The organism is Streptomyces sichuanensis, assembly GCF_020328095.1.
Classification (GTDB): domain Bacteria; phylum Actinomycetota; class Actinomycetes; order Streptomycetales; family Streptomycetaceae; genus Streptomyces; species Streptomyces cinnamoneus.
Genome location: NZ_JAIXMK010000028.1, coordinates 78,280 through 100,143, shown reverse-complemented (window position 1 = coordinate 100,143; position 21,864 = coordinate 78,280). Strand labels below are relative to the sequence as shown.

Genomic DNA, 21,864 nt, shown 5'->3' with positions numbered 1-21,864 from the left:
AGGGAAAGAGGGGGACGACATGAACCGGCCGACCATCCGCCGCCGACTGCCGCGCAAACGCCTGGTGGCGCGCATCGCCCTGACGCTGGTCCTGGTGGCGCTGACGCCCGTCGTGGCGGCGGGCAGCGCGCTGCGGGCCGCCTACGCCGGGGCGCCCGCCGACGAGGCCGTCACCCGCGGACGGGACGCGGTCTGGCTCGGCCACGCCTGGGTGGACGGCCGGCACGGCGCGGCGGACCTCGCCCGGCTGAAGCGGCGCATAGGCGACACCGGCATGCGCGACCTGTACGTGCACGCCGGACCGCTGGAGCACAACGGCACGCTGCCCGCCTCCGCCTACCGCAACGCGCGCTGGCTCATCGACTCCGTGCACCACGAACTGCCGGGCGTACGGGTGCAGGCGTGGCTGGGCGACAAGCTCGTCCGCGAGGGCGGCGGCGGGCTGCGGCTGTCCTCCGCGCCGGCCCGCGCGGCCGTGGTGGCGAGCGCCCGTCAGGTCATGGCGGCCGGCTTCGAGGGCGTGCACCTGGACGTGGAGCCGGTGCCCACCGGCGACGAGGACTTCCTCGCCCTCCTGGACGGCCTGCGCCCGGCGGTGCGTTCGGCCGGCGGCGTCCTGTCGGTCGCCGCCCAGCAGATCGACCCGCTGCCCTCGATGCACAGCGCCTCGGGCATGCTGGGCAGCAAGAAGTGGTGGACGCAGAACTACTTCGGCAAGGTCGCCCGCCGCACCGACCAGATCGCCGTCATGTCCTACGACACCGCCCTGCCGTGGGAGAACCTCTACGGCGGCTACGTGGCCCGGCAGACCGCTCTGGCCCTGCAGGCCACCCCCAGGGGAACGGACCTGCTGATGGGCGTGCCCTTCTACCACACGGACGACTGGGGCCACCAGAGCAGGGCCGAGACGGCCGCGGCCGCCGTGCGCGGCACCCGCCTCGGGCTGAGCCGCGAGGACCGGCACCGGCAGCGGTTCGGGCTGGCGCTCTACGTGGACTTCGCGGCCACCGAAGCCGACTGGCGTGCCTACCGCGCCGGATGGGGCGTGCGTGGCTGAAAGTCCCTCCCCCTCAGGGACTGCGAACGGGGGTCGTCGAAGTCGTAGGCTTGGGGCACACGCAAGAACAACCGCAACTGCACGGAACGGCAACCGGCGGTGCCACGGGCCACCCGTGCGCCCCGGTCGGAAGGAGGCGCTGGGTGATCGAGCTTGAGGGGGTTCCCGAGCTGATCGACCCGGTCATGATCTGTGCCTTCGAGGGCTGGAACGACGCCGGTGACGCCGCGTCCAGTGCGGTCGCACACCTGGACCGGGAGTGGAAGGGCGAGGTCTTCGCGGCGCTCGACGCCGAGGACTACTACGACTTCCAGGTCAACCGGCCCACGGTCTGGCTGGACGGCGGCGTACGGAAGATCACCTGGCCGACCACCCGGCTCTCCGTGGTGCGCACGGGCGGGACCGGCGGCAAGGGGGCGCCCCGCGACCTCGTCCTGGTGCGCGGCATCGAGCCGAGCATGCGCTGGCGCTCGTTCTGCAACGAGATCCTGGGCTTCGCGCACGAGCTGGGCGTGGAGATGGTCGTGATCCTGGGCTCGCTGCTCGGTGACACCCCGCACACCCGGCCGGTTCCGGTCAGCGGCGTCACCTCCGACCCGGACCTCGCCCGCACCCTGGACCTGGAGGAGTCCCGCTACGAGGGGCCCACCGGCATCGTCGGCATCCTCCAGGAGGCGTGCACCCACGCCGGCGTCCCGGCGGTGAGCCTGTGGGCCGCCGTGCCCCACTACGTCTCCCAGCCGCCCAACCCGAAGGCCACCCTGGCCCTGCTCAACCGCCTGGAGGACCTGATCGACCTGCGCATCCCGCAGGGCGAGCTCCCCGAGGACGCCCGGGCCTGGCAGCTGGGGGTCGACCAGCTGGCGGCCGAGGACAGCGAGGTCGCCGAGTACGTGCAGTCGCTGGAGGAGGCGCGGGACACCGCCGACCTCCCGGAGGCGTCCGGCGAGGCCATCGCCCGCGAGTTCGAGCGCTACCTGCGCCGCCGGGACGGCCAGCCGGGGCCCGCGCAGCCGGGCCCGCCCGGCGGCCTCGCGGCGGAGCCGGGCCTCGCCGAGGGCGGCAAGGACGCCTCCTACCTGCGCGACACCTCCAGCGGCCGCACCCGCCCGCCGCGCCCGCCGGCCCGTGACGAGGACGGGGGAGCGGGCAAGGGCCCGGAGGAGGACGACGGCCCGGACGACGAGGGCTGATCCCCGCCGCTGCGGGCGATCGGCACGGACAGCGGAATATCGACGCGACGCACCGTAACGGTCGGTCGTACACTTGTCGGTCCGGTGAAGGCCGGTTCGCGCCACCTGTCACAGGGTGCGCGGACCGGCCTTCTCGTCCCCTCAGGAGGTGTGCGGATGACCAGCAGCATCCCCGCTGTCGACACCCGTTCGGCGGCACCGGCCCTGCAGGCCGTCCTGCTCGACATGGACGGCACCCTGGTCGACACCGAGGGCTTCTGGTGGGAGGTGGAGGTCGCCGTCTTCGCCGAGCTGGGCCACCAGCTGCTGGAGGAGTGGCGGGAGGTCGTCGTCGGGGGCCCGATGACGCGCAGCGCCGCCTTCCTGATCAAGGCGACGGGCGCGAAGATCGCCCTCGCCGAGCTGAGCGCCCTGCTGAACACCCGCTTCGCCGAGCTGATCGTCCGGGGCGTGCCGCTCATGCCGGGCGCCCGGCGGCTGCTGGCGGAGCTCGCCGCCCACTCGGTGCCCACGGCGCTGGTCTCGGCCTCGCACCGGCGCATCATCGACCGCGTGCTGCACACCCTCGGCCCCGAGCACTTCACCCTGACCGTCGCGGGCGACGAGCTGGCGCGCACCAAGCCCCACCCCGACCCGTACCTGCTGGCCGCCGCCCGGCTGGGGGCGGACCCGGCGCGCTGCGCCGTGGTGGAGGACACCATGACGGGCGTGACCGCCGCCGAGGCGGCGGGCTGCCGCGTGGTGGCCGTGCCCTCCCTCGCGCCGATCCCGCCGGCCGCGGGCCGCACGGTCGTCGGCTCACTGGAAGAAGTCGATCTTTCTTTTCTCCGCGGCCTGATCACGGTCTGATCGCCGCACGTGCACCGAGCGTGCAGTGCGAATGACCAAGAACTCTCAGCGCTTGGGCGATTGTTTTCCGTGACGAATACGGCGGCTGAATTCCCCCGGGCCGGGCCGCCCGCAAAGAAGTGACGTTCGTCACCGGTTCCGTCGCCCGCGCGTCGGCTTGCGCACCTCGAAAAGCGGCTCCGTGCGGCGCGAAGCCCGCCCTTGTGTCCCGTTTGGTCGCCAGGTGTCGGAATCGTTCCTGCATCCGGATATCGGACATCCATCGACCGTTATCACCATGTGATATCGCCTCAACTTCATCCCGTTCCGGCTCCCGTGGCCACGCGCACTAATCTTTTCGCGAGAACTTCACGGCCGCCTGTATGACCAGCACATCAGGTATCGGTAGGGTCCGGGCAGCCGAACGCACCACAGGGAGAGCCCCAGACAATGAACCGCAAGACGATGGTCCTGCCCGCCGTGGCAGGTCTGCTGGCCCCCGTGCTCGTCGCCTGCGGCGGGAGCGAGGGCGCCGGCGGAGGCAAGGCCATCGTCGTCGGGACCACCGACCGGTTCGAGGCGACCACCGACGCGCCCGCGCCCTTCGACCCGGCCGCCGCGTACGACATCGGTGCCTGGAACGTTCTCCACAGCACCTTCCAGACCCTGCTGCGACTGCCCCGCTCCGGCGCGGCGCCGGTCGCCGACGCGGCCGAGAAGTGCTCCTTCGCCGACCGCAACAGCGAGCAGTTCCGCTGCACCCTGCGCAGCGGCCTGAAGTTCTCCAACGGCAACGCGCTGACCGCCGAGGACGTCAAGTTCTCCATCGACCGCGCCCGGGCCATCAACTTCGAGAACGGCCCCGTCTCGCTGCTCAACAACATCGACACCGTGGAGACCCCCGGTGAGCGCGAGGTCGTCTTCCACCTGAAGTCGCCCGACGCGACCTTCCCGCAGAAGATCGCCACCCCGGCCGCGGCCATCGTCGACAGCGAGTCCTACGACAAGGGCAAGCTCGGCAGCGGCTTCAAGACCGTCGGCTCCGGCCCGTACACCCTGAAGACCGAGCAGAAGGACGGCCGCGTCGTCAAGGCCACCTTCACCAGGAACCCCGACTACAAGGGTTCGGTGAAGATGCAGAACGACAAGGTCGAGATGCGCTTCTACGACGACTCCACCTCGATGGAGAAGGCGCTCACCGACGGCGACATCGACATCATGAACCGCGCCATCCTGCCCGAGCAGATCGACCGGCTGCGCTCCTCCGCGGACCGGGGCGTCCGCCTGATCGAGTCGCCCGGTCAGGAGATCAGCTACCTCGCCTTCAACACCGAGGACCCCTCGGTGAAGCCCAAGGCGGTGCGCCAGGCCATGGCACAGCTGATTGACCGTCAGTCCCTGACGCGCGACAACTACAACCGTACGAGCGAGCCGCTGTACTCGCTGGTGCCCACCGGCATCACCGGTCACCAGAACGCGTTCGCCAACAAGTACGGCGAGCCCAGCGTGGACAAGGCGCGCTCCATCCTGCGCGGCGCCAACGTCACCTCGGCGGTGCCGATCACCCTCACCTACACCACGGACCACTACGGTCAGGGCACCGAGAAGGCGTTCAAGACGCTGCAGAAGCAGCTGAACTCCAGCGGCCTGTTCAACGTCAAGCTCCAGGGCGTCAAGTGGGCGGACTTCCGCCCCGAGGCCGCCAAGGGCAAGTACGCCGTCTACGGCATGGGCTGGTTCCCCGACTTCCCGGACCCCGACAACTACGTCGCCCCGTTCGTCGGCCCGGACAACTTCCTCGGTTCCGCCTACCGGAATTCCAAGATCGAGGACCTGATTCCCCAGTCGCGCCAGACGTCGCAGCGCGACGGGGCCGCCAAGTACTTCCAGCAGGTCCAGGAGATCGTCGCCGACGAGGTCCCGGTGCTCCCGCTGTGGCAGGGCAAGCAGTACGTCGCGGTCCGCAGCAAGATCACCGGTGCGGAGTGGGCCCTCAACGCCTCCTCCGAGCTGCAGCCGTGGGAGCTCGGCCGCGGCGCCTGACCCCTCCGTCAGGCACCACCCGGAGCACACCCGCTCCGGCGCACCACCCGATACACCAGCTCCACCAGCTCCACAGAACGAGTTCTCAGCTACAGACGGTCTCTTCAGCGAACAAAGAAGTGTGAGGAACACGCACGTGAGGAAACGTGACCAGTGGCTCGCCGCCCCGCTCGGCGCGGGGCTTGCCGCCGCCCTGCTCAGCGGGTGCGGATCGGAAGACGGCAAGGCGGCCGGCACCGGGCAGTCGGTGGTCATGGGTATGTCGGACGAGGTGCTCGCCACCGACCCGGCATCCGGTTACGACCCGGGCTCCTGGCTGCTCTTCAACAACGTCTTCCAGTCGCTGATGAGCTTCCCCAAGGGCAGCACCACGCCCGTCCCGGAAGCCGCCAAGAACTGCAAGTTCAAGAACGAGACCAGCACCGTCTACCAGTGCGAGCTGCGCGACGGACTGAAGTTCACCAACGGCAACGCCCTCACCTCCGAGGACGTCGCCTTCTCCTTCCGCCGCACGCTGAAGATCAACGACAAGAACGGTCCGGCGGCGTCGCTGCTGTCCTCGATCCAGGACATCAAGACCCCGGACAAGGCGACCGTCGTCTTCCATCTGAAGCGCCCGGACGCGACCTTCCCGCAGAAGATCGCCTCCGGCGCCGGCTCGATCGTCGACCACACCGAGTACCCCGCGGACAAGCTCCGCAACGACGGCAAGGCCGTGGGCTCCGGCGTCTACAAGCTGGACTCCTACGACAAGACCAAGGCCGTCTTCAAGGTCAACGGCGACTACCAGGGCCCCGCCACCGTGCAGAACAGCGGCATGACGCTGAAGTTCTTCCACGGCAGCCAGGACGCGCTGAAGGCGGCCGTCCAGAAGGGCGACGTCGACCTCGCCTACCGTGGTCTGGCCATGAAGGACATCGCCGACCTCGACGCCGCCGGACCCGGCGACAAGAACAGCCTCCGGGTCGTCGAGGGCACCAGCGCCGAGGTCCAGCACCTGGTCTTCAACGTCAAGGACCCGGTGGTCGGCAAGGTCGGCGTGCGCAAGGCCATCGCCTACCTCATCGACCGCAGCACGCTCGTCCGCGACGTCTACCGGCGCACCGCCGAGCCGCTGTACTCCGTCGTCCCCAGCGGTGTCACCGGCCACAAGACGCCGTTCTTCGACATGTACGGCGACCGGCCCCGCCCGGACAAGGCCGCCGACGCCCTGAAGTCGGCCGGCATCAGCGGCAAGGTCAAGCTCACCCTGTGGGCCACCCCGGTCCGTTACGGCCCGGCCACCGTGGCCGAGTTCCAGGAGATCGCCAAGCAGCTCAACGCCAGCGGCCTCTTCGAGGCGGACGTCCAGAGCGTCCCGCTGGAGCAGTACGAGAAGGACATCGAGGCCGGCAAGTACGGCATCTACGTCAAGGGCTGGATCCCCGACTACCCGGACCCGGACAACTTCACCGCGCCGTTCTTCGGTGAGGACAACGTCCTCGCCAACAACTACCAGTCGAAGGAGATAGCCGGCATCCTCCCGGCCACGGCCGCCCAGGGCAGCCGTCCGGCGACCGTCAGCGACTTCATCCGGCTGCAGAAGACCGTCGCCGACGAGGTGCCCCTGCTGCCGCTGTGGCAGGGCAAGCAGTACGCCGTGGCCAACAGCCGCATCTCCGGTCTCCAGTGGACCCTCGACGCCTCGACCGTCTTCCGTTTCTGGGAGATCAGCAAGGCCGCCAAGGACTCCTGACCCGGCGGAACACCCCGCACACGACGAACGCCCCGGCGCGCAGCGCGCCGGGGCGTTCGTCGTTCGTCGTGCCGAGGAGGCGGCCGCTACTGCGCGCCGGGCCGCACCAGCCCGCTCTCGTACGCGTAGACCGCGGCCTGCACCCGGTCCCGCAGGCCCAGCTTCGTCAGCACGTGACCCACGTGCGTCTTGACCGTCGTCTCGCTGACGAACAGATCCGCCGCGATCTCCGCGTTCGACAGGCCGCGGGCCACCAGCTTCAGCACCTCGACCTCACGGTCGGTCAGCGTGTGGAGCGTGTCCGGCAGCGGCTCCTCGCCCGACGGCAGGTGTCCGGCGTACTTGTCCAGCAGCCGCCGCGTGATGCTGGGCGCCAGCATCGCCTCGCCGCCCGCCACCACCCGGATCGCCTGCACCAGCTCATGGGCGGGCGCGTCCTTCAGCAGGAACCCGCTGGCCCCCGCGCGCAGCGCCTCCACCACGTACTCGTCGAGGTCGAACGTCGTCAGCACCAGCACCTTCGCCGGGCCGTTCCGCTCCGGGCCGGTGATCTGCCGGGTCGCCTCCACACCGTCCATGCGGGGCATGCGGATGTCCATCAGCACCACATCGGGCTGCAGCGCACGCACCTGGTCGAGCGCCTGCAGACCGTCCCCGGCCTCCCCGACGACCGCCAGGTCCTGCTCGGCCTCCAGGATCATGCGGAAGCCGGTGCGCAGCAGCGGCTGGTCGTCGACCAATAGGACGCGGATCGCCACAGGAGAACTCCTTCGCTAGACCGGCTCCATTCTGCCCTGACCCGCTTCGCCCGGGGCATCCGGACCGGCCGCACCGCCCGCCCGCTGCGCCGGCAGGGGCAGCGGGTACGGCGGGGGAGTGCCGCCGAATTCCGGGCAGACGGCCTGGTGGTCGCACCAGCCGCACAGCTTCGTCGGCCGCGGCCGCCAGTCGCCCGTCTCCGTGGCCAGCGAGATCGCCTCCCACAGGGCGCGCAGCTTGCGCTCCACCCCCAGCAGCTCGGCCTCCACCGGGTCGTACGTCAGCACGTCGCCGCTGCCCAGGTACACCAGCTGCAGCCGGCGCGGCACCCGGCCGCGCAGCCGCCAGATCACCAGCGCGTAGAACATCATCTGGAACAGGGCGTCCCCGCGGTACTGCGGGGACGGGGCCTTGCCGGTCTTGTAGTCCACGATCCGCAGATCGCCCGACGGCGCCACGTCGATCCGGTCGACGATGCCCCGCAGCTTCAGCTCCGTGGCCCCGGCCCCCTCGATGACCGTCTCGACGAAGAGCTCCCGCTCGGCCGGCTCCAGCCGGGTGGGGTCCTCCAGCTCGAACCAGCGGTCGACCAGCCGCTCCGCGTCCGCCAGCCACGCGGCCAGCCGCTGGGCGTCGTGCGTGCCGTCCTCCGCCCGGAACAGCTCCGCCAGCTCCGGCCGGGCCGCCAGCAGCTTCTCCCACTCGCCCGGCAGCAGCCCGCGCGCCCGGGGCGCCGTGCGCTCGGCCGCCGGGGCGTCGAACAGCCGCTCCAGCACCGCGTGCACCACCGTGCCCCGGGTGGCGGCAGGGCTCGGCTTCTCCGGCAGCCGGTCGATCACCCGGAAGCGGTAGAGCAACGGGCACCGCATGAAATCGGCCGCACGGGACGGCGACAGCGACGACGGCGGCACGGCGCCCGACGGGGCGGCGGAGCGGTCCCCGGCCGGCCCGCTGCCCTGCCCGGCGGAATGGTCGGTGGCGGTATCCATGACACAGACCCTACGGCCCGTCACTGACAGTCGGCGACATACCATCGACGGTAGACCCCCTGGCACTGCATGATCGTGACAGCGCACCGGGCGGGTGCGGGGGGAACGGATCCGACGAGGGGACACCGTGGACAACAGCCGGCAGGGCCAATCCGGCGGCGGGGGCGCGGGCCGACCGGCCGGACCCGGGGACCGCGGGCCGCAGCGCCCCAAGGAGGCCGGCGGCGGCATCCTCATGGGCCGGCCCTTCGGCGTGCCCGTCTACGTGGCCCCCAGCTGGTTCCTGGTCGCCGCCCTGATCACCTGGGTCTTCGGCGGCCAGCTGGACCGCGTCCTGCCCGAGCTCGGGCGCGCCCGCTACCTGGTCGCGCTCTTCTTCGCGGTCGCCTTCTACGCCTCCGTCCTGGTCCACGAGCTCGCCCACACGGTCGCCGCCCTGCGCTTCAAGCTCCCCGTGCGCCGCATCCAGCTCCAGTTCTTCGGCGGCGTCTCCGAGATCGAGAAGGAGAGCGAGACCCCCGGCCGCGAGTTCGTGCTGGCCTTCGTCGGCCCGCTGCTCTCGCTGGTCCTGGCGGGCGCCTTCTACCTCGGCCTGCTCGCCGTCGAGCCCGAGTCCGTCCCCGGCGTCCTGCTCGCCGGACTGATGGTCTCCAACCTCCTGGTCGCCGTCTTCAACCTGCTGCCCGGCCTGCCCCTGGACGGCGGCCGGATGCTCCGGGCCGTGGTCTGGAAGATCAGTGGCAAGCCCATGACCGGCACCGTCGCCGCCGCCTGGGTCGGCCGGGCGCTCGCCGTCTCCGTCCTCGTCGGCCTCCCGCTGCTCACCCACGGCGGCGGGCTCGGCGGCAGCGACTCCGAGGACTTCGGCGGCGTCGACATGCTCACCGACGCCCTCCTCGCCGCCATCCTCGCGGCGATCATCTGGACCGGTGCCGGCAACAGCCTGCGCATGGCCCGCCTGCGCGAGCACCTCCCCGCCCTGCGCGCCCGCGCCCTGACCCGGCGCGCCGTCCCCGTCGAGGCCACCACCCCCCTCTCCGAGGCCCTGCGCCGCGCCAACGAGGCGGGCGCCCGCGCCCTGGTCGTCGTCGACGGCCAGGGCCACCCCGCCGCGCTCGTCCGCGAGGCGGCCATCGTCGGCGTGCCCGAGCACCGCCGCCCCTGGGTCGCCGTCGGCACCCTCGCCCAGGACCTCAAGGACGGCATGCGCGTGCCCGCCGAGCTCGCCGGCGAGGAGCTCCTGGAGGTCCTGCGCGCCACCCCCGCCACCGAGTACCTGGTCGTCGAGGACAGCGGCGAGGTCTACGGCGTGCTGTCCGCCGCCGACGTCGAGCGGGCCTTCGTCGCGGCCATGGCCCGGCCCTCCTCCTGAGGCTCGTGGTGCCCGGCCCTCCGCGGGCCCGGTAGGCTGGTCACATGTCCGAACCGACCGGTGCCGCCCGCCGTCGCGGGCCCTTCCAGGTCGGGGACCAGGTCCAGCTCACCGACCCCAAGGGACGCCACTACACCTTCACGCTCGAAGCCGGGAAGAACTTCCACACCCACAAGGGTTCCTTCCCGCACGACGAGCTGATCGGTGCTCCCGAGGGCAGTGTTGTCCGTACCACGGGAAACGTCGCCTACCTCGCGCTGCGCCCCCTGCTCCCCGACTACGTCCTGTCCATGCCCCGCGGTGCCGCCGTGGTCTACCCCAAGGACGCGGGGCAGATCCTGGCCTTCGCCGACATCTTCGCCGGCGCGCGCGTCGTCGAGGCGGGAGTGGGCTCCGGCTCGCTCAGCGCCTTCCTCCTGCGCGCCATCGGCGACCAGGGCATGCTGCACTCCTACGAGCGCCGCGCGGACTTCGCCGAGATCGCCCAGGCGAACGTGGAGCGCTACTTCGGCGGCCCGCACCCGGCCTGGCAGCTGACCGTCGGCGACCTGCAGGACAACCTCTCCGACACCGACGTCGACCGGGTCATCCTCGACATGCTGGCCCCGTGGGAGTGCCTGGAGGCCGTCTCCAAGGCGCTCGTCCCCGGCGGCATCCTCTGCTGCTACGTGGCGACCACCACCCAGCTCGCGCGGACGGTCGAGTCCATCCGTGAGATCGGCTGCTTCGCCGAGCCGCAGCCGTGGGAGTCCATGATCCGCAACTGGCACGTGGAGGGCCTCGCCGTCCGCCCGGACCACCGGATGATCGGCCACACCGGCTTCCTCGTCACCGCCCGCCGTCTCGCCGACGGCGTGGAGCCCCCGATGCGCCGCCGCCGCCCCGCCAAGGGCGCCTACGGCGACGACTACGAGGGCCCCAACAAGGGCTGACGCCCGCACCACCTCAGCGCGCCGCCGCCGGGTACCGCATCACGCGGAACTCGGCGGCGGCGCGTGGTCGTTGGGCGACGCGGGCACCCGGCCCCCTGCTGCGCGGCGGGCGGTGGTGTGGCACGATGCGGAAGATCCTCGTCCCCGCGTCTCTCACAGGAGTCAGCGAGCGTGCAGCCAGCAGGACCCGCGCCCCACCCGCACTCCCGTACCCGCCCGGTCCACTGGCTCGCCACCGCGGCCGCGCTGGCCGCCGTGCTCGGCGGCGCGGTCCTCGCCGGCCCCGGCGACGCCACGGCCACGGCCGGCCGCCCCGCCCCCACCACCGCCCCGGACCCGTACGCCGCGCACTACCCCGTCGACTGCGGGCGGGCGAGCGCCGAGGTCGTCCGGCAGGCCCCCGCGGACCTCGACGGCGACGGGCGGGCCGAGACGGCCGTGGTCGTGCGCTGCCCCTCCGGGGCGGGCACCAGGCCCAGCGGCGTCTACGTCCTCGCCCGTCCGGCGTCCGGCGGGAGCGCACCGCGCGTCGCGGCGACCCTCGTCGACCCCCGCGAGGGGATGAGCGTCACCGGCCTGGTGGCGGCCGGAGGGACCCTTTCGGCCACTCTGCTCGGCTACTCCGGCCCCGGTGTCCCGCGCTGCTGCCCGGACCGGCGGCGCGTGGTCAAGTGGCACTGGCGGGACGGGAAGTTCGTCCTGGCCGCCCAGCCGGTCGCGGGGAGTGTCTAGGACGTCACTCCGCGTCGGGGCCGTAGACCTCGACCTTGTCCGAGACGCGCCGGACGTGGATGCAGTCGCCCGGGCACTCGTTCGCCGAGTCCCGGACGTCGTTCAGCAGCGTCAGCGGGACCGGCGTGGTGGCACCCTTGTCCTGGAGCAGCTCGTCATCGGCGCTCTTCACGTACGCGAGACCGTCGATGTCCAGCTCGAAGACCTCGGGGGCGTACTGCGCGCAGATGCCGTCGCCGGTGCACAGGTCCTGGTCGATCCAGACTTCCAGTTCGCCGAGTCCGTCTTCGTGCACGGTCATCTCGCCTGCCGTCCCTACGTATGTGAATCAATTGGAGCCAGCCCTGACGGGTGTTGACCGAGTCGACGATACAACCGCCCGCTTTCCGATGTTGGTGGGTGGGTATCCCCCTGACGTGAGGACGTGCGCAAGGGTGAAGATCGGACACACTCCGACCGGGTTTGTGATCTAGGGGTTTCAACCTGCACCGGCCCAGGTAGGGTCAGGAAGCGTCCAGCTCCCCTTGGAGGAGGTGAGGACCGTGGCAGCCCACGACGACGACATGAACCGCGGCATCCGGCCGGGACGAGGGTCTGACGACCCCGCGGGCCAGGTTGCCTATCTTGAGCAGGAGATCGCCGTCCTGCGACGCAAGCTCGCCGACTCTCCGCGCCACACGAGGATTCTCGAAGAGCGCATCGTCGAGCTCCAGACGAACCTGGCCGGCGTCTCCGCTCAGAACGAACGGCTCGCGAACACCCTCCGCGAGGCCCGCGACCAGATCGTGGCCCTCAAGGAGGAAGTGGACCGGCTCGCCCAGCCGCCGGCCGGCTTCGGTGTCTTCCTGCAGGCGAACGAGGACGGCACGGCCGACATCTTCACCGGGGGCCGCAAGCTCCGGGTGAACGTCAGCCCCGGCGTCGAGGCCGAGGACCTCCGGCCCGGCCAGGAGGTCATGCTCAACGAGGCGCTCAACGTGGTCGAGGCCATGGCGTTCGAGCGGCACGGCGACATCGTCACCCTCAAGGAGATCCTGGAGGACGGCGAACGCGCCCTGGTCATCGGGCACACCGACGAGGAGCGGGTGGTGAGGCTCGCCGAGCCGCTGCTGGACACCACCATCCGCCCCGGCGACGCCCTCCTGCTCGACGCCCGCTCCGGCTACGTCTACGAGGTCATCCCCAAGAGCGAGGTCGAGGAGCTCGTCCTCGAAGAGGTCCCGGACATCGACTACACGAAGATCGGCGGCCTGGGCAACCAGATCGAGCTGATCCGCGACGCGGTCGAGCTCCCCTACCTCTACCCCGACCTCTTCAAGGAGCACGAACTGCGGCCGCCCAAGGGCGTGCTGCTCTACGGCCCGCCCGGCTGCGGCAAGACGCTCATCGCCAAGGCCGTGGCCAACTCCCTTGCCAAGAAGGTCGCCGAGGTCACCGGCAAGCCCGCGGGGAAGAGCTTCTTCCTCAACATCAAGGGCCCCGAGCTGCTCAACAAGTACGTCGGCGAGACCGAGCGGCACATCCGGCTGATCTTCCAGCGGGCCCGGGAGAAGGCCAGCGAGGGCACGCCCGTGATCGTCTTCTTCGACGAGATGGACTCCCTCTTCCGCACCCGCGGCTCCGGGGTCAGCTCGGACGTGGAGAACACCATCGTCCCCCAGCTGCTCTCCGAGATCGACGGCGTGGAGGGCCTGGAGAACGTCATCGTCATCGGCGCCTCCAACCGCGAGGACATGATCGACCCGGCCATCCTGCGCCCCGGCCGGCTCGACGTGAAGATCAAGATCGAGCGCCCGGACGCCGAGGCCGCGAAGGACATCTTCTCGAAGTACCTCACCGAGACCCTCCCGCTGCACGCGGACGACCTCGCCGAGCACGGCGGATCGGCCCGCGCGGCCGTCGACGGCATGATCCAGTCCGTCGTCGAGCAGATGTACGCGGAGTCCGAGGAGAACCGCTTCCTGGAGGTCACGTACGCCAACGGCGACAAGGAAGTCCTCTACTTCAAGGACTTCAACTCCGGTGCGATGATCCAGAACATCGTGGACCGCGCCAAGAAGATGGCCATCAAGGCGTTCCTCGACCACAACCAGAAGGGTCTGCGCGTCTCCCACCTGCTCGCCGCCTGCGTCGACGAGTTCAAGGAGAACGAGGACCTGCCCAACACCACCAACCCGGACGACTGGGCCCGCATCTCCGGAAAGAAGGGCGAGCGGATCGTCTTCATCCGCACCCTCGTCACCGGAAAGCAGGGCGCGGACACCGGCCGCTCCATCGACACCGTGGCCAATACCGGCCAGTACCTGTAACACCGCCGTCCGGCTGCGGATGTCCCTGTTGTTGTCATCCTCCCGCTCACGGGGCGGGGGAGACCGGGGCGTCCGCAGCCGGACGCGTTTTGCCCCACCTGTGGGACGCGCACGTCGACCTGATCCGCGCACCGCCAGAACCGGAGCAATGACTGTAATGATCTCCCCAGCGCCGCAAAGCCGTTCTAGGCTCTTCGGTACCACCGCACAGCGCAGTGGGGGATCGGGGACCGTATACGGACCGGAAGCGCAGCGGTACTTGAGCGCCGACCCCACCACGGGGCGTCGCCGGGCAAGGAGGGCCGCATGACCGTACGGCGAGTAATGGGCATCGAGACGGAGTACGGGATCTCCGTCCCCGGTCACCCGAACGCCAATGCCATGCTCACCTCGTCCCAGATCGTCAACGCCTACGCGGCCGCGATGCACCGGGCACGCCGTGCCCGCTGGGACTTCGAGGAGGAGAACCCGCTGCGGGACGCCCGCGGCTTCGACCTCGCCCGCGAGGCGGCGGACTCCAGCCAGCTCACGGACGAGGACATCGGCCTGGCCAATGTCATCCTCACCAATGGCGCACGTCTGTACGTCGACCACGCCCACCCCGAATACAGCTCGCCGGAGATCACCAACCCCCGCGACGCCGTCCTGTGGGACAAGGCCGGCGAGCGCATCATGGCCGAGGCCGCCGAGCGCGCCGCCCAGCTGCCCGGAGCCCAGCCCATCCACCTCTACAAGAACAACACCGACAACAAGGGCGCCTCCTACGGCACGCACGAGAACTACCTGATGAAGCGGGAGACCCCCTTCTCGGACATCGTGCGCCACCTGACCCCCTTCTTCGTCTCGCGCCAGGTCGTCACCGGCGCCGGCCGGGTCGGCATCGGCCAGGACGGTCACGAGCACGGCTTCCAGATCAGCCAGCGCGCCGACTACTTCGAGGTCGAGGTCGGCCTGGAGACCACCCTCAAGCGGCCCATCATCAACACCCGCGACGAGCCGCACGCCGACGCCGAGAAGTACCGCCGCCTGCACGTGATCATCGGCGACGCCAACCTCTCGGAGATCTCCACCTACCTCAAGCTCGGCACCACCGCCCTGGTCCTGTCCATGATCGAGGACGGTTTCATCACCACCGACCTCGCCGTCGAACAGCCCGTGCGCACCCTGCACCAGGTCAGCCACGACCCCTCGCTGCGACGCCTGGTCACGCTGCGCAGCGGTCGCACGCTGACCGCCGTCCAGCTGCAGATGGAGTACTGCGAGCTGGCCCGCAAGTACGTCGAGGACCGCTTCGGGGCGGACGCCGACGAGCAGACCAAGGACGTGCTGACCCGCTGGGAGGACGTCCTGGGCCGGCTGGAGCGCGACCCCATGAGTCTGGCGGGCGAGCTCGACTGGGTCGCCAAGCGGGAGCTGCTGGAGGGCTACCGCCGCCGTGACGACCTGGGGTGGGACGCGGCCCGGCTGCACCTGGTCGACCTGCAGTACGCCGACGTGCGCCCGGACAAGGGCCTGTACAACCGCCTCGCGGCCCGGGGCAGGATCAAGCGCCTGCTGGACGAGGACGACGTGGCCCGCGCCCGCACGGCGCCGCCGGAGGACACCCGCGCCTACTTCCGCGGCCGCTGCCTGGAGCAGTACGCCGAGGACGTGGCCGCCGCCTCCTGGGACTCGGTCATCTTCGACCTGCCCGGCCGTGACTCCCTGCAGCGGGTCCCCACCCTGGAGCCACTGCGCGGCACCCGCAACCACGTCAAGGAGCTCCTGGACCGCTGCCGCACGGCGGAGGACCTCGTGCGGGTGCTCTCGGGCGGCTAGTGGAGGGTCTGAGAAGTGCGGGAACCGGGAATCATCACGGTGGTTCCGGGACGTTGTAGGAAGTGCAGGGCCGATCGCGGACCCTGCTTGTAGGGTCTGATCTTGTACGTCTCGTGTACGTGTACGTCGAAACCGAGCGGGGTGAGGGGTATGGCGACCAAGGACACCGGCGGCGGGCAGCAGAAGGCCACGCGTTCGACGGAAGAGGTCGAGGAGCAGGCGCAGGACGCGCAGGCGTCCGAGGACCTCAAGGAGCGCCAGGAGAAGCTGTCGGACGACGTGGATTCCGTGCTGGACGAAATCGATGATGTGCTCGAAGAGAACGCCGAGGACTTCGTACGCTCGTTCGTGCAAAAGGGTGGGCAGTAGCGCGAGCTTCCCGTCCCGCACCCCGGCGAGGGGTGCGGGACGGACGGTTCGCCGGCCCGAAGGTATCGTCCGAGCAGCATTTCAAGATCTCTTCGAAGGAATCGAGTGGAAGCCAACTTTCCTGGTACGGGGCGTCTGCCGGCTGCCTTCCTGACGCCCGGTTCGTCGTCGTTCATGGACTTCCTCGGCGCCCACCGGCCCGAGCTGCTGCCGCGCAACCGGCAGCTTCCCGCGCAGGGCGTGATCGAGGCGCCGCACGGGACGACGATCGTGGCCGCGACGTTCCCCGGCGGCGTGGTGCTCGCCGGTGACCGCCGGGCCACGATGGGCAACGTCATCGCACAGCGGGACATCGAGAAGGTCTTCCCGGCCGACGAGTACTCGGCCGTGGGCATCGCGGGCACGGCCGGCCTTGCCGTGGAGATGGTCAAGCTCTTCCAGCTGGAGCTGGAGCACTTCGAGAAGGTGGAGGGCGCCCAGCTCTCCCTGGAGGGCAAGGCCAACCGCCTCTCGACCATGATCCGCAGCAATCTGGGCATGGCCATGCAGGGCCTGGCCGTGGTGCCGCTCTTCGCGGGCTGGGACGTGGACCGCCAGAAGGGCCGCATCTTCTCCTACGACGTCACCGGCGGCCGCTCCGAGGAGCACGGCTTCGCGGCCACGGGCTCCGGCTCGCTGTTCGCGCGCGGTTCGCTGAAGAAGCTCTTCCGCGACGACCTCACGGAGGGGCAGGCCACCACGCTCGTCGTCCAGGCGCTCTACGACGCCGCCGACGACGACTCGGCGACCGGCGGGCCCGACCTCGCGCGCCGCATCTACCCGCTCGTCATCGTCATCACCGACGAGGGCTTCCGCAAGCTCACCGAGGCCCAGTGCTCCGAGATCGTCCGCGCCATCCACGAGCGGCGCCTCGACGAGCCGGACGGCCCGCGGGCCGCGCTGCTGTGATGCCCTCGTCACCAACAGAAAGGGACGGATAGCGGTGTCGACGCCGTTCTATGTCTCACCCCAGCAGGCCATGGCCGACCGCGCCGAGTACGCCCGCAAGGGCATCGCACGCGGCCGCAGCGTCGTGGTCCTCCAGTACAACGACGGCGTTGTCTTCGTTGCCGAGAACCCGTCCCGGGCCCTGCACAAGGTCAGCGAGATCTACGACCGGATCGCCTTCGCGGCGGTCGGCAAGTACAACGAGTTCGAGAACCTGCGCATCGGCGGCGTCCGCTACGCCGACCTGCGCGGCTACACATACGACCGGGACGACGTCACGGCCCGTGGTCTGGCCAACGTCTACGCCCAGACGCTGGGCGGGATCTTCTCCAGTGCGGCCGAGAAGCCCTACGAGGTGGAGCTGATCGTCGCCGAGGTCGGGGCCGGCCCCGAGGACGACCAGATCTACCGGCTTCCGCACGACGGCTCGATCGTGGACGAGCACGGCTCGGTCGCCATCGGCGGCAACGCCGATCAGATCAGCAGCTATCTCGACCAGCGCCACCGGGACGGGATGACGCTGGCCGAGGCGCTCAAGCTGGCGGTGGAGTCCCTCGCCCGGGACACCAACGGCAGCGAGCGCACGCTGACCGCCGAGCAGCTGGAGGTCGCGGTCCTGGACCGCAGGCGTCCGCAGCAGCGCAAGTTCAAGCGCCTCCTCGGCCGGCAGCTGTCCCGGCTGCTGGAGGAGGGCAGCGGCTCCGGCTCCGAGGCCGGCTCCGCCGGATCCTCCGAGGGCGCCGGGTCCTCGGAGAGCGCCGAGGACTGAGCGCGGTTTCCGCACCGCCGGACGGGCCGGGGCACCCGGCCCGTCCGGCGTTCACCTCCCGGCCGCGGGGCCGGTGGACCCCCGGGCCACCAGGTCGACCGGCAGGGCCGTCGCCTCGACGGGCTTGCCGTCCAGGACGGCCATCAGGGCCCGCATGCCCGCCTCGCCCACCGCCTCGGCCGGCAGCCGGACCGTGGTCAGCTCCGGTTCCAGTGCCGTGGCCAGCGGCAGGTCGTCGAAGCCGGTCACCGCGACGTCGTCCGGCACCCGCAGGCCCAGCCGCCGGGCGGCCTTGCAGGCGCCCGCGGCCAGCACGTCCCCGTCGCAGATGAGGGCCGTCGGGCGCGGCCCGGGGCCGGTCAGCGCGCGCTCGGCGGCGCGGCGGCCGGCATGGACGTCCAGGGCGGCGTGCTCGGTCCGTACGACCTCCGCGCCGGTGCCCTGCAGGGCACCGGCCAGGGCCCGGGCCCGTACCCGGAAGGTCCAGGAGTCGATGCCCGCCGCGATGTGGGCGATGCGGTGGTGGCCGAGGCCGAGCAGGTGCCGGGCCACCTGGTGCATGCCGTCGGCGATGTCGAGGTTGACCGTGGCCGCGGCGTCGGTCCGCTCGGGGTCGCTGTCGAGCATGACCAGGGGCAGGCCGCCCTCGCGGAGGTCGGTCAGGGCGTCCGCCGCCATGGAGGAGGCGATGACGCCGTCGAGGGTGGCCCGCGCCGAGGCGAAGGGGTCGCGGGCGGGGCCGGTGCCCTCGGGGGAGGGGTAGAGCACCACGCCCACGCCGTGCTCGGCGGCGGCCCGGGCCGCGCCGGTGTACAGCCGCGCGAAGAATTCGTTGGTGAGGGCGGGCACGACCAGCAGCGCGGTCCGGGTGCGGCCCAGCCGCAGGGTGCGGGCGGCGAGGTTGGGCCGGTAGCCCAGGTCGCGGGCGGCCCCGCGCACGGCCTCGGCGGTCGGTTCGGAGACCCGGCCCCGCCACTTCTCGCCCATGACCAGCGAGACCGTAGCCTGGGAGACGCCCGCGGCACGCGCCACGTCGCGACTGGTGGCCCGGGCGGCCGCCGCGTGCCGCCCCCGGACGGTCGGCCAGCGCCCTCCGCCCCCGTCGTCGTCCTGCCCGACCTCGCGTTCGTCTGCAGCCACCGCTGTGACGCCCCTCTCCGCTGCCGCCGTGCCCCGCGGCTGGACCCGCAGGCTGCGGCCATGGTACGTATAACGAGCTAGTTATACGTAAAACCGGGATGGCTCGGTCAAAGACGACCGGCGCACGACCGCCGGATCGCTACGAGAGGCGGACAATGGCGGCGGCGGGCGGCGGTTACGTCGAGATGCTCAAGACGCGGCACGCGGCGCGACTGCTCGCCGGCACTCTGGTGGGCCGGCTTCCCAACGCCACCGCCGCGCTGGCGATCGTCCTCTTCGTCCGTGCCGAGGGCGGCAGCTTCACCCTCGCCGGTGCGCTCTCCGCCGTCTACGGCGTGGCCAACGCCGTCGGCCAGCCGCTGCTCGGCCGGGCCGTCGACCTCTACGGCCAGCCCCGCGTCATCTTCCCCTCCGCCGTGCTGACCGCGCTGGGCATGGGACTGTTCACGGTCGTCGGCCTGGACCCGCTGCCCCTGTCCTACGGTGCCATGATCCTCGCGGGTCTGTTCGCGCCGCCGCTGGAGGGCGGGCTGCGGGCCCTGTGGCCCTCCGTCCTCAAGAACGAGGACGACCTCCACGCCGCCTACTCCCTGGACGCGATCGCGCAGGAACTGATCTACGTGGTCGGTCCGCTGATCGTCACCCGGATCGTCGCCCTGTGGTCCGAGGCCGCCGCGCTGAACGCCCTGCACCTGCTGGGCGTCATCGGCGCCCTCGCGGTGGTCAGCTCGCCGCCCTCCCGCAAGTGGCGCAGCGCGCCCCGTGAGGCGCACTGGCTGGGCGCGCTGCGCTCCCGCGGGCTGCTGGTGCTGCTGGGCACGTTCTTCTTCATCGGTTCCGCCCTCGGCTCCATCGCCGTCGCGGCGGTGGCCTACGGTGACGACCGCGGCGGCGGCAACGTCGCCAGCTACCTCCTCTCGGCCCTGGGCGTCGGCGCCCTGATCGGCGGCTCCGTCTACGGCGCCCGGCAGTGGGGCGGCAGCCCCGAGCAGCGGCTGCGGGTGCTGGTCTGCGGGCTGGCCCTGTTCTACGTGCCGCTGCTGCTGGTGCCGGGCGTGGTGGCCATGACGACGCTGGCCGTCGTGGCGGGCCTCTTCCTCGCCCCCTGCCTCGCCTGCGCGTTCGTCGTCGTCGACCGGCACGCCCCCAGCGGCACCGTGACGGAGGCGTTCTCCTGGCTGGTGACCTCCTTCGGCGTGGGCGCCGCGATCGGCACCGCCTTCGTGGGACCGGCGGTCGAATACGGCGGTGCCACCGCCGGGTTCGTCGTCGCGGTGGGCGGCGGCCTCGCCGCCGCGCTCGTCCTCCTGCTCGCGCGGCGCTCCCTGCAGGCCCCCGCAGCCGCCTCGACGGTCGTGGCCCGGTCGGAAAATGATCGGAACGGTGCTGTCGAACCCGGTTTCAGCGCGGAGCATCAGGCGTAATGTTCAGGCATGGACCGCCGCATTTTCGGGCTGGAGAACGAGTACGGCGTCACGTGCACCTTCAGAGGACAGCGCCGCCTGTCCCCTGACGAAGTGGCGCGGTACCTCTTCCGCCGCGTTGTTTCCTGGGGCCGCAGCAGCAATGTCTTCCTGCGCAACGGCGCCCGTCTCTACCTGGATGTGGGCTCGCACCCGGAGTATGCGACTCCGGAGTGCGACAGCGTGACCGAACTGGTCACCCACGACAAGGCGGGCGAGCGCATCCTTGAGGGCCTGCTCGTCGACGCAGAACGGCGCCTGCACGAGGAGGGGATCGCGGGCGACGTCTACCTCTTCAAGAACAACACCGACTCCGCCGGGAACTCCTACGGCTGCCACGAGAACTACCTCGTCGCGCGGCACGGGGAGTTCTCCCGTCTGGCGGACATCCTCATCCCCTTCCTGGTCACCCGGCAGCTCCTGTGCGGGGCGGGGAAGGTGCTCCAGACCCCGCGGGGCGCGGTCTACTGCGTCAGCCAGCGCGCGGAGCACATCTGGGAGGGCGTCAGCTCCGCCACCACCCGCTCCCGGCCGATCATCAACACCCGGGACGAGCCGCACGCCGACGCCGAGCGCTACCGCAGGCTGCACGTCATCGTCGGCGACTCCAACATGTCCGAGACGACCATGCTGCTCAAGGTCGGCGCCACCGACCTGGTCCTGCGCATGATCGAGGCCGGTACGGTCATGCGCGACCTGACGCTGGAGAACCCGATCCGGGCCATCCGCGAGGTCAGCCACGACGTCACGGGGCGGCGCAAGGTGCGCCTCGCCAGCGGGCGCGAGGCGTCGGCGCTGGAGGTCCAGCAGGAGTACTACGAGAAGGCCGTGGACTTCTGTGAGCGCCGGGGCATCCGCACGGGCACGGTCGAGCGCGTGCTGGAGCTGTGGGGCCGCTCGCTGGAGGCCATCCGGGACGAGGACCTGGACCGCATCGCCACCGAGATCGACTGGGTGATGAAGTACCAGCTCATCGAGCGGTACCGGGCGAAGAACAACATCACCATGTCGCACCCGAGGATCGCGCAGATAGACCTCGCGTACCACGACATCCACCGCCGCCGGGGCCTGTACTACCTCCTGGAGAAGCGCGGCCAGGCGGCGCGGGTGTGCAACGACCTCAAGATCTTCGAGGGCAAGTCGGTGCCGCCGCAGACCACTCGTGCCCGGCTGCGGGGCGACTTCATCCGCCGCGCGCAGGAGCAGCGCCGGGACTTCACGGTCGACTGGGTGCACCTCAAGCTCAATGACCAGGCGCAGCGGACGGTGTTGTGCAAGGACCCGTTCCGGTCGGTGGACGACCGGGTGGAGAAGCTGATCGCCGGGATGTGAGGAGCGGCGCCGGACGTCGCAAAAGGCACGGATGTGC

Annotated in this window: 19 protein-coding genes; 15 read left to right on the top strand and 4 right to left on the bottom strand. The window is 70.9% G+C overall.

The window, feature by feature from the left end; all coding sequences use genetic code 11:
- The first annotated feature begins 19 nt into the window (after positions 1-19).
- The 5 genes from LE181_RS11790 to LE181_RS11770 all read left to right on the top strand — a co-directional run bounded on the left by LE181_RS11790 (position 20) and on the right by LE181_RS11770 (position 6,856).
- Positions 20-1,057 carry a glycoside hydrolase family 18 protein gene (locus LE181_RS11790; RefSeq protein ID WP_225661171.1) on the top strand — a complete coding sequence of 346 codons (1,038 nt, stop codon included), beginning with the start codon at positions 20-22 and terminating at the stop codon, positions 1,055-1,057.
- A 143-nt stretch (positions 1,058-1,200) separates the two neighbouring features.
- On the top strand, positions 1,201-2,250 hold the full coding sequence (locus LE181_RS11785) for a PAC2 family protein (RefSeq protein ID WP_225661170.1): 1,050 nt from the start codon (positions 1,201-1,203) through the stop codon (positions 2,248-2,250).
- 156 nt (positions 2,251-2,406) lie between these two features.
- Positions 2,407-3,099, top strand: a complete 693-nt coding sequence (locus tag LE181_RS11780; RefSeq protein ID WP_225661169.1) for an HAD family hydrolase — start codon at positions 2,407-2,409, stop codon at positions 3,097-3,099.
- 429 nt (positions 3,100-3,528) lie between these two features.
- On the top strand, positions 3,529-5,121 hold the full coding sequence (locus tag LE181_RS11775) for an ABC transporter substrate-binding protein (protein WP_225661168.1): 1,593 nt from the start codon (positions 3,529-3,531) through the stop codon (positions 5,119-5,121).
- Positions 5,122-5,257: 136 nt separating this feature from the next.
- Positions 5,258-6,856: an ABC transporter substrate-binding protein gene (locus LE181_RS11770; protein WP_225661167.1), complete on the top strand. Its 1,599-nt coding sequence runs from the start codon at positions 5,258-5,260 to the stop codon at positions 6,854-6,856.
- Between the two features lie 86 nt (positions 6,857-6,942).
- Here LE181_RS11770 and LE181_RS11765 read toward each other — a convergent pair whose 3' ends face one another.
- Both LE181_RS11765 and LE181_RS11760 read right to left on the bottom strand, forming a co-directional pair.
- Entirely contained in the window at positions 6,943-7,614 is a 672-nt protein-coding gene (locus LE181_RS11765) for a response regulator (RefSeq protein WP_087928839.1), read from the bottom strand.
- A gap of 15 nt (positions 7,615-7,629) precedes the next feature.
- The gene (locus LE181_RS11760; RefSeq protein ID WP_372458319.1) at positions 7,630-8,604 is read right to left on the bottom strand and encodes a RecB family exonuclease; all 975 of its coding nucleotides are present in this window, start codon (positions 8,602-8,604) and stop codon (positions 7,630-7,632) included.
- Between the two features lie 127 nt (positions 8,605-8,731).
- Here LE181_RS11760 and LE181_RS11755 point away from each other — a divergent pair, with 127 nt between their 5' ends.
- The 3 genes from LE181_RS11755 (at position 8,732) to LE181_RS11745 (ending at position 11,640) form a co-directional block, all read left to right on the top strand.
- Positions 8,732-9,976: a site-2 protease family protein gene (locus LE181_RS11755; RefSeq protein ID WP_225661165.1), complete on the top strand. Its 1,245-nt coding sequence runs from the start codon at positions 8,732-8,734 to the stop codon at positions 9,974-9,976.
- Between the two features lie 44 nt (positions 9,977-10,020).
- Positions 10,021-10,908, top strand: coding sequence for a tRNA (adenine-N1)-methyltransferase (locus tag LE181_RS11750; protein WP_099202134.1), 888 nt, complete (start codon positions 10,021-10,023; stop codon positions 10,906-10,908).
- Between the two features lie 171 nt (positions 10,909-11,079).
- Complete coding sequence (locus LE181_RS11745) at positions 11,080-11,640, top strand: hypothetical protein (RefSeq protein WP_225661164.1); 561 nt, start codon at positions 11,080-11,082, stop codon at positions 11,638-11,640.
- Positions 11,641-11,644: 4 nt separating this feature from the next.
- Here the strand turns inward: LE181_RS11745 and LE181_RS11740 are convergent, their stop codons facing one another.
- Positions 11,645-11,941: a ferredoxin gene (locus tag LE181_RS11740; protein ID WP_225661163.1), complete on the bottom strand. Its 297-nt coding sequence runs from the start codon at positions 11,939-11,941 to the stop codon at positions 11,645-11,647.
- Between the two features lie 241 nt (positions 11,942-12,182).
- Here LE181_RS11740 and arc point away from each other — a divergent pair, with 241 nt between their 5' ends.
- From arc to prcA, 5 genes are all read left to right on the top strand, one after another.
- Complete coding sequence (gene arc / locus LE181_RS11735; RefSeq protein ID WP_225661162.1) at positions 12,183-13,949, top strand: proteasome ATPase; 1,767 nt, start codon at positions 12,183-12,185, stop codon at positions 13,947-13,949.
- Positions 13,950-14,255: 306 nt separating this feature from the next.
- Complete coding sequence (gene dop, locus LE181_RS11730) at positions 14,256-15,767, top strand: depupylase/deamidase Dop (protein WP_372458318.1); 1,512 nt, start codon at positions 14,256-14,258, stop codon at positions 15,765-15,767.
- A gap of 150 nt (positions 15,768-15,917) precedes the next feature.
- Positions 15,918-16,136 carry a ubiquitin-like protein Pup gene (locus LE181_RS11725; RefSeq protein ID WP_016325855.1) on the top strand — a complete coding sequence of 73 codons (219 nt, stop codon included), beginning with the start codon at positions 15,918-15,920 and terminating at the stop codon, positions 16,134-16,136.
- Between the two features lie 105 nt (positions 16,137-16,241).
- Positions 16,242-17,084, top strand: coding sequence for a proteasome subunit beta (gene prcB, locus LE181_RS11720; protein WP_225661161.1), 843 nt, complete (start codon positions 16,242-16,244; stop codon positions 17,082-17,084).
- A 34-nt stretch (positions 17,085-17,118) separates the two neighbouring features.
- Positions 17,119-17,892: a proteasome subunit alpha gene (gene prcA, locus LE181_RS11715; RefSeq protein WP_225661160.1), complete on the top strand. Its 774-nt coding sequence runs from the start codon at positions 17,119-17,121 to the stop codon at positions 17,890-17,892.
- 51 nt (positions 17,893-17,943) lie between these two features.
- Here prcA and LE181_RS11710 read toward each other — a convergent pair whose 3' ends face one another.
- Entirely contained in the window at positions 17,944-18,924 is a 981-nt protein-coding gene (locus LE181_RS11710) for a LacI family DNA-binding transcriptional regulator (protein WP_225661184.1), read from the bottom strand.
- A gap of 263 nt (positions 18,925-19,187) precedes the next feature.
- Between LE181_RS11710 and LE181_RS11705 the strand changes: the two genes are divergently transcribed.
- Positions 19,188-20,456 (top strand): MFS transporter, encoded by a 1,269-nt coding sequence (locus tag LE181_RS11705; protein ID WP_225661159.1) that lies wholly within the window; start codon positions 19,188-19,190, stop codon positions 20,454-20,456.
- A gap of 9 nt (positions 20,457-20,465) precedes the next feature.
- Entirely contained in the window at positions 20,466-21,827 is a 1,362-nt protein-coding gene (gene pafA, locus LE181_RS11700; RefSeq protein WP_225661158.1) for a Pup--protein ligase, read from the top strand.
- Positions 21,828-21,864: the final 37 nt, after the last annotated feature.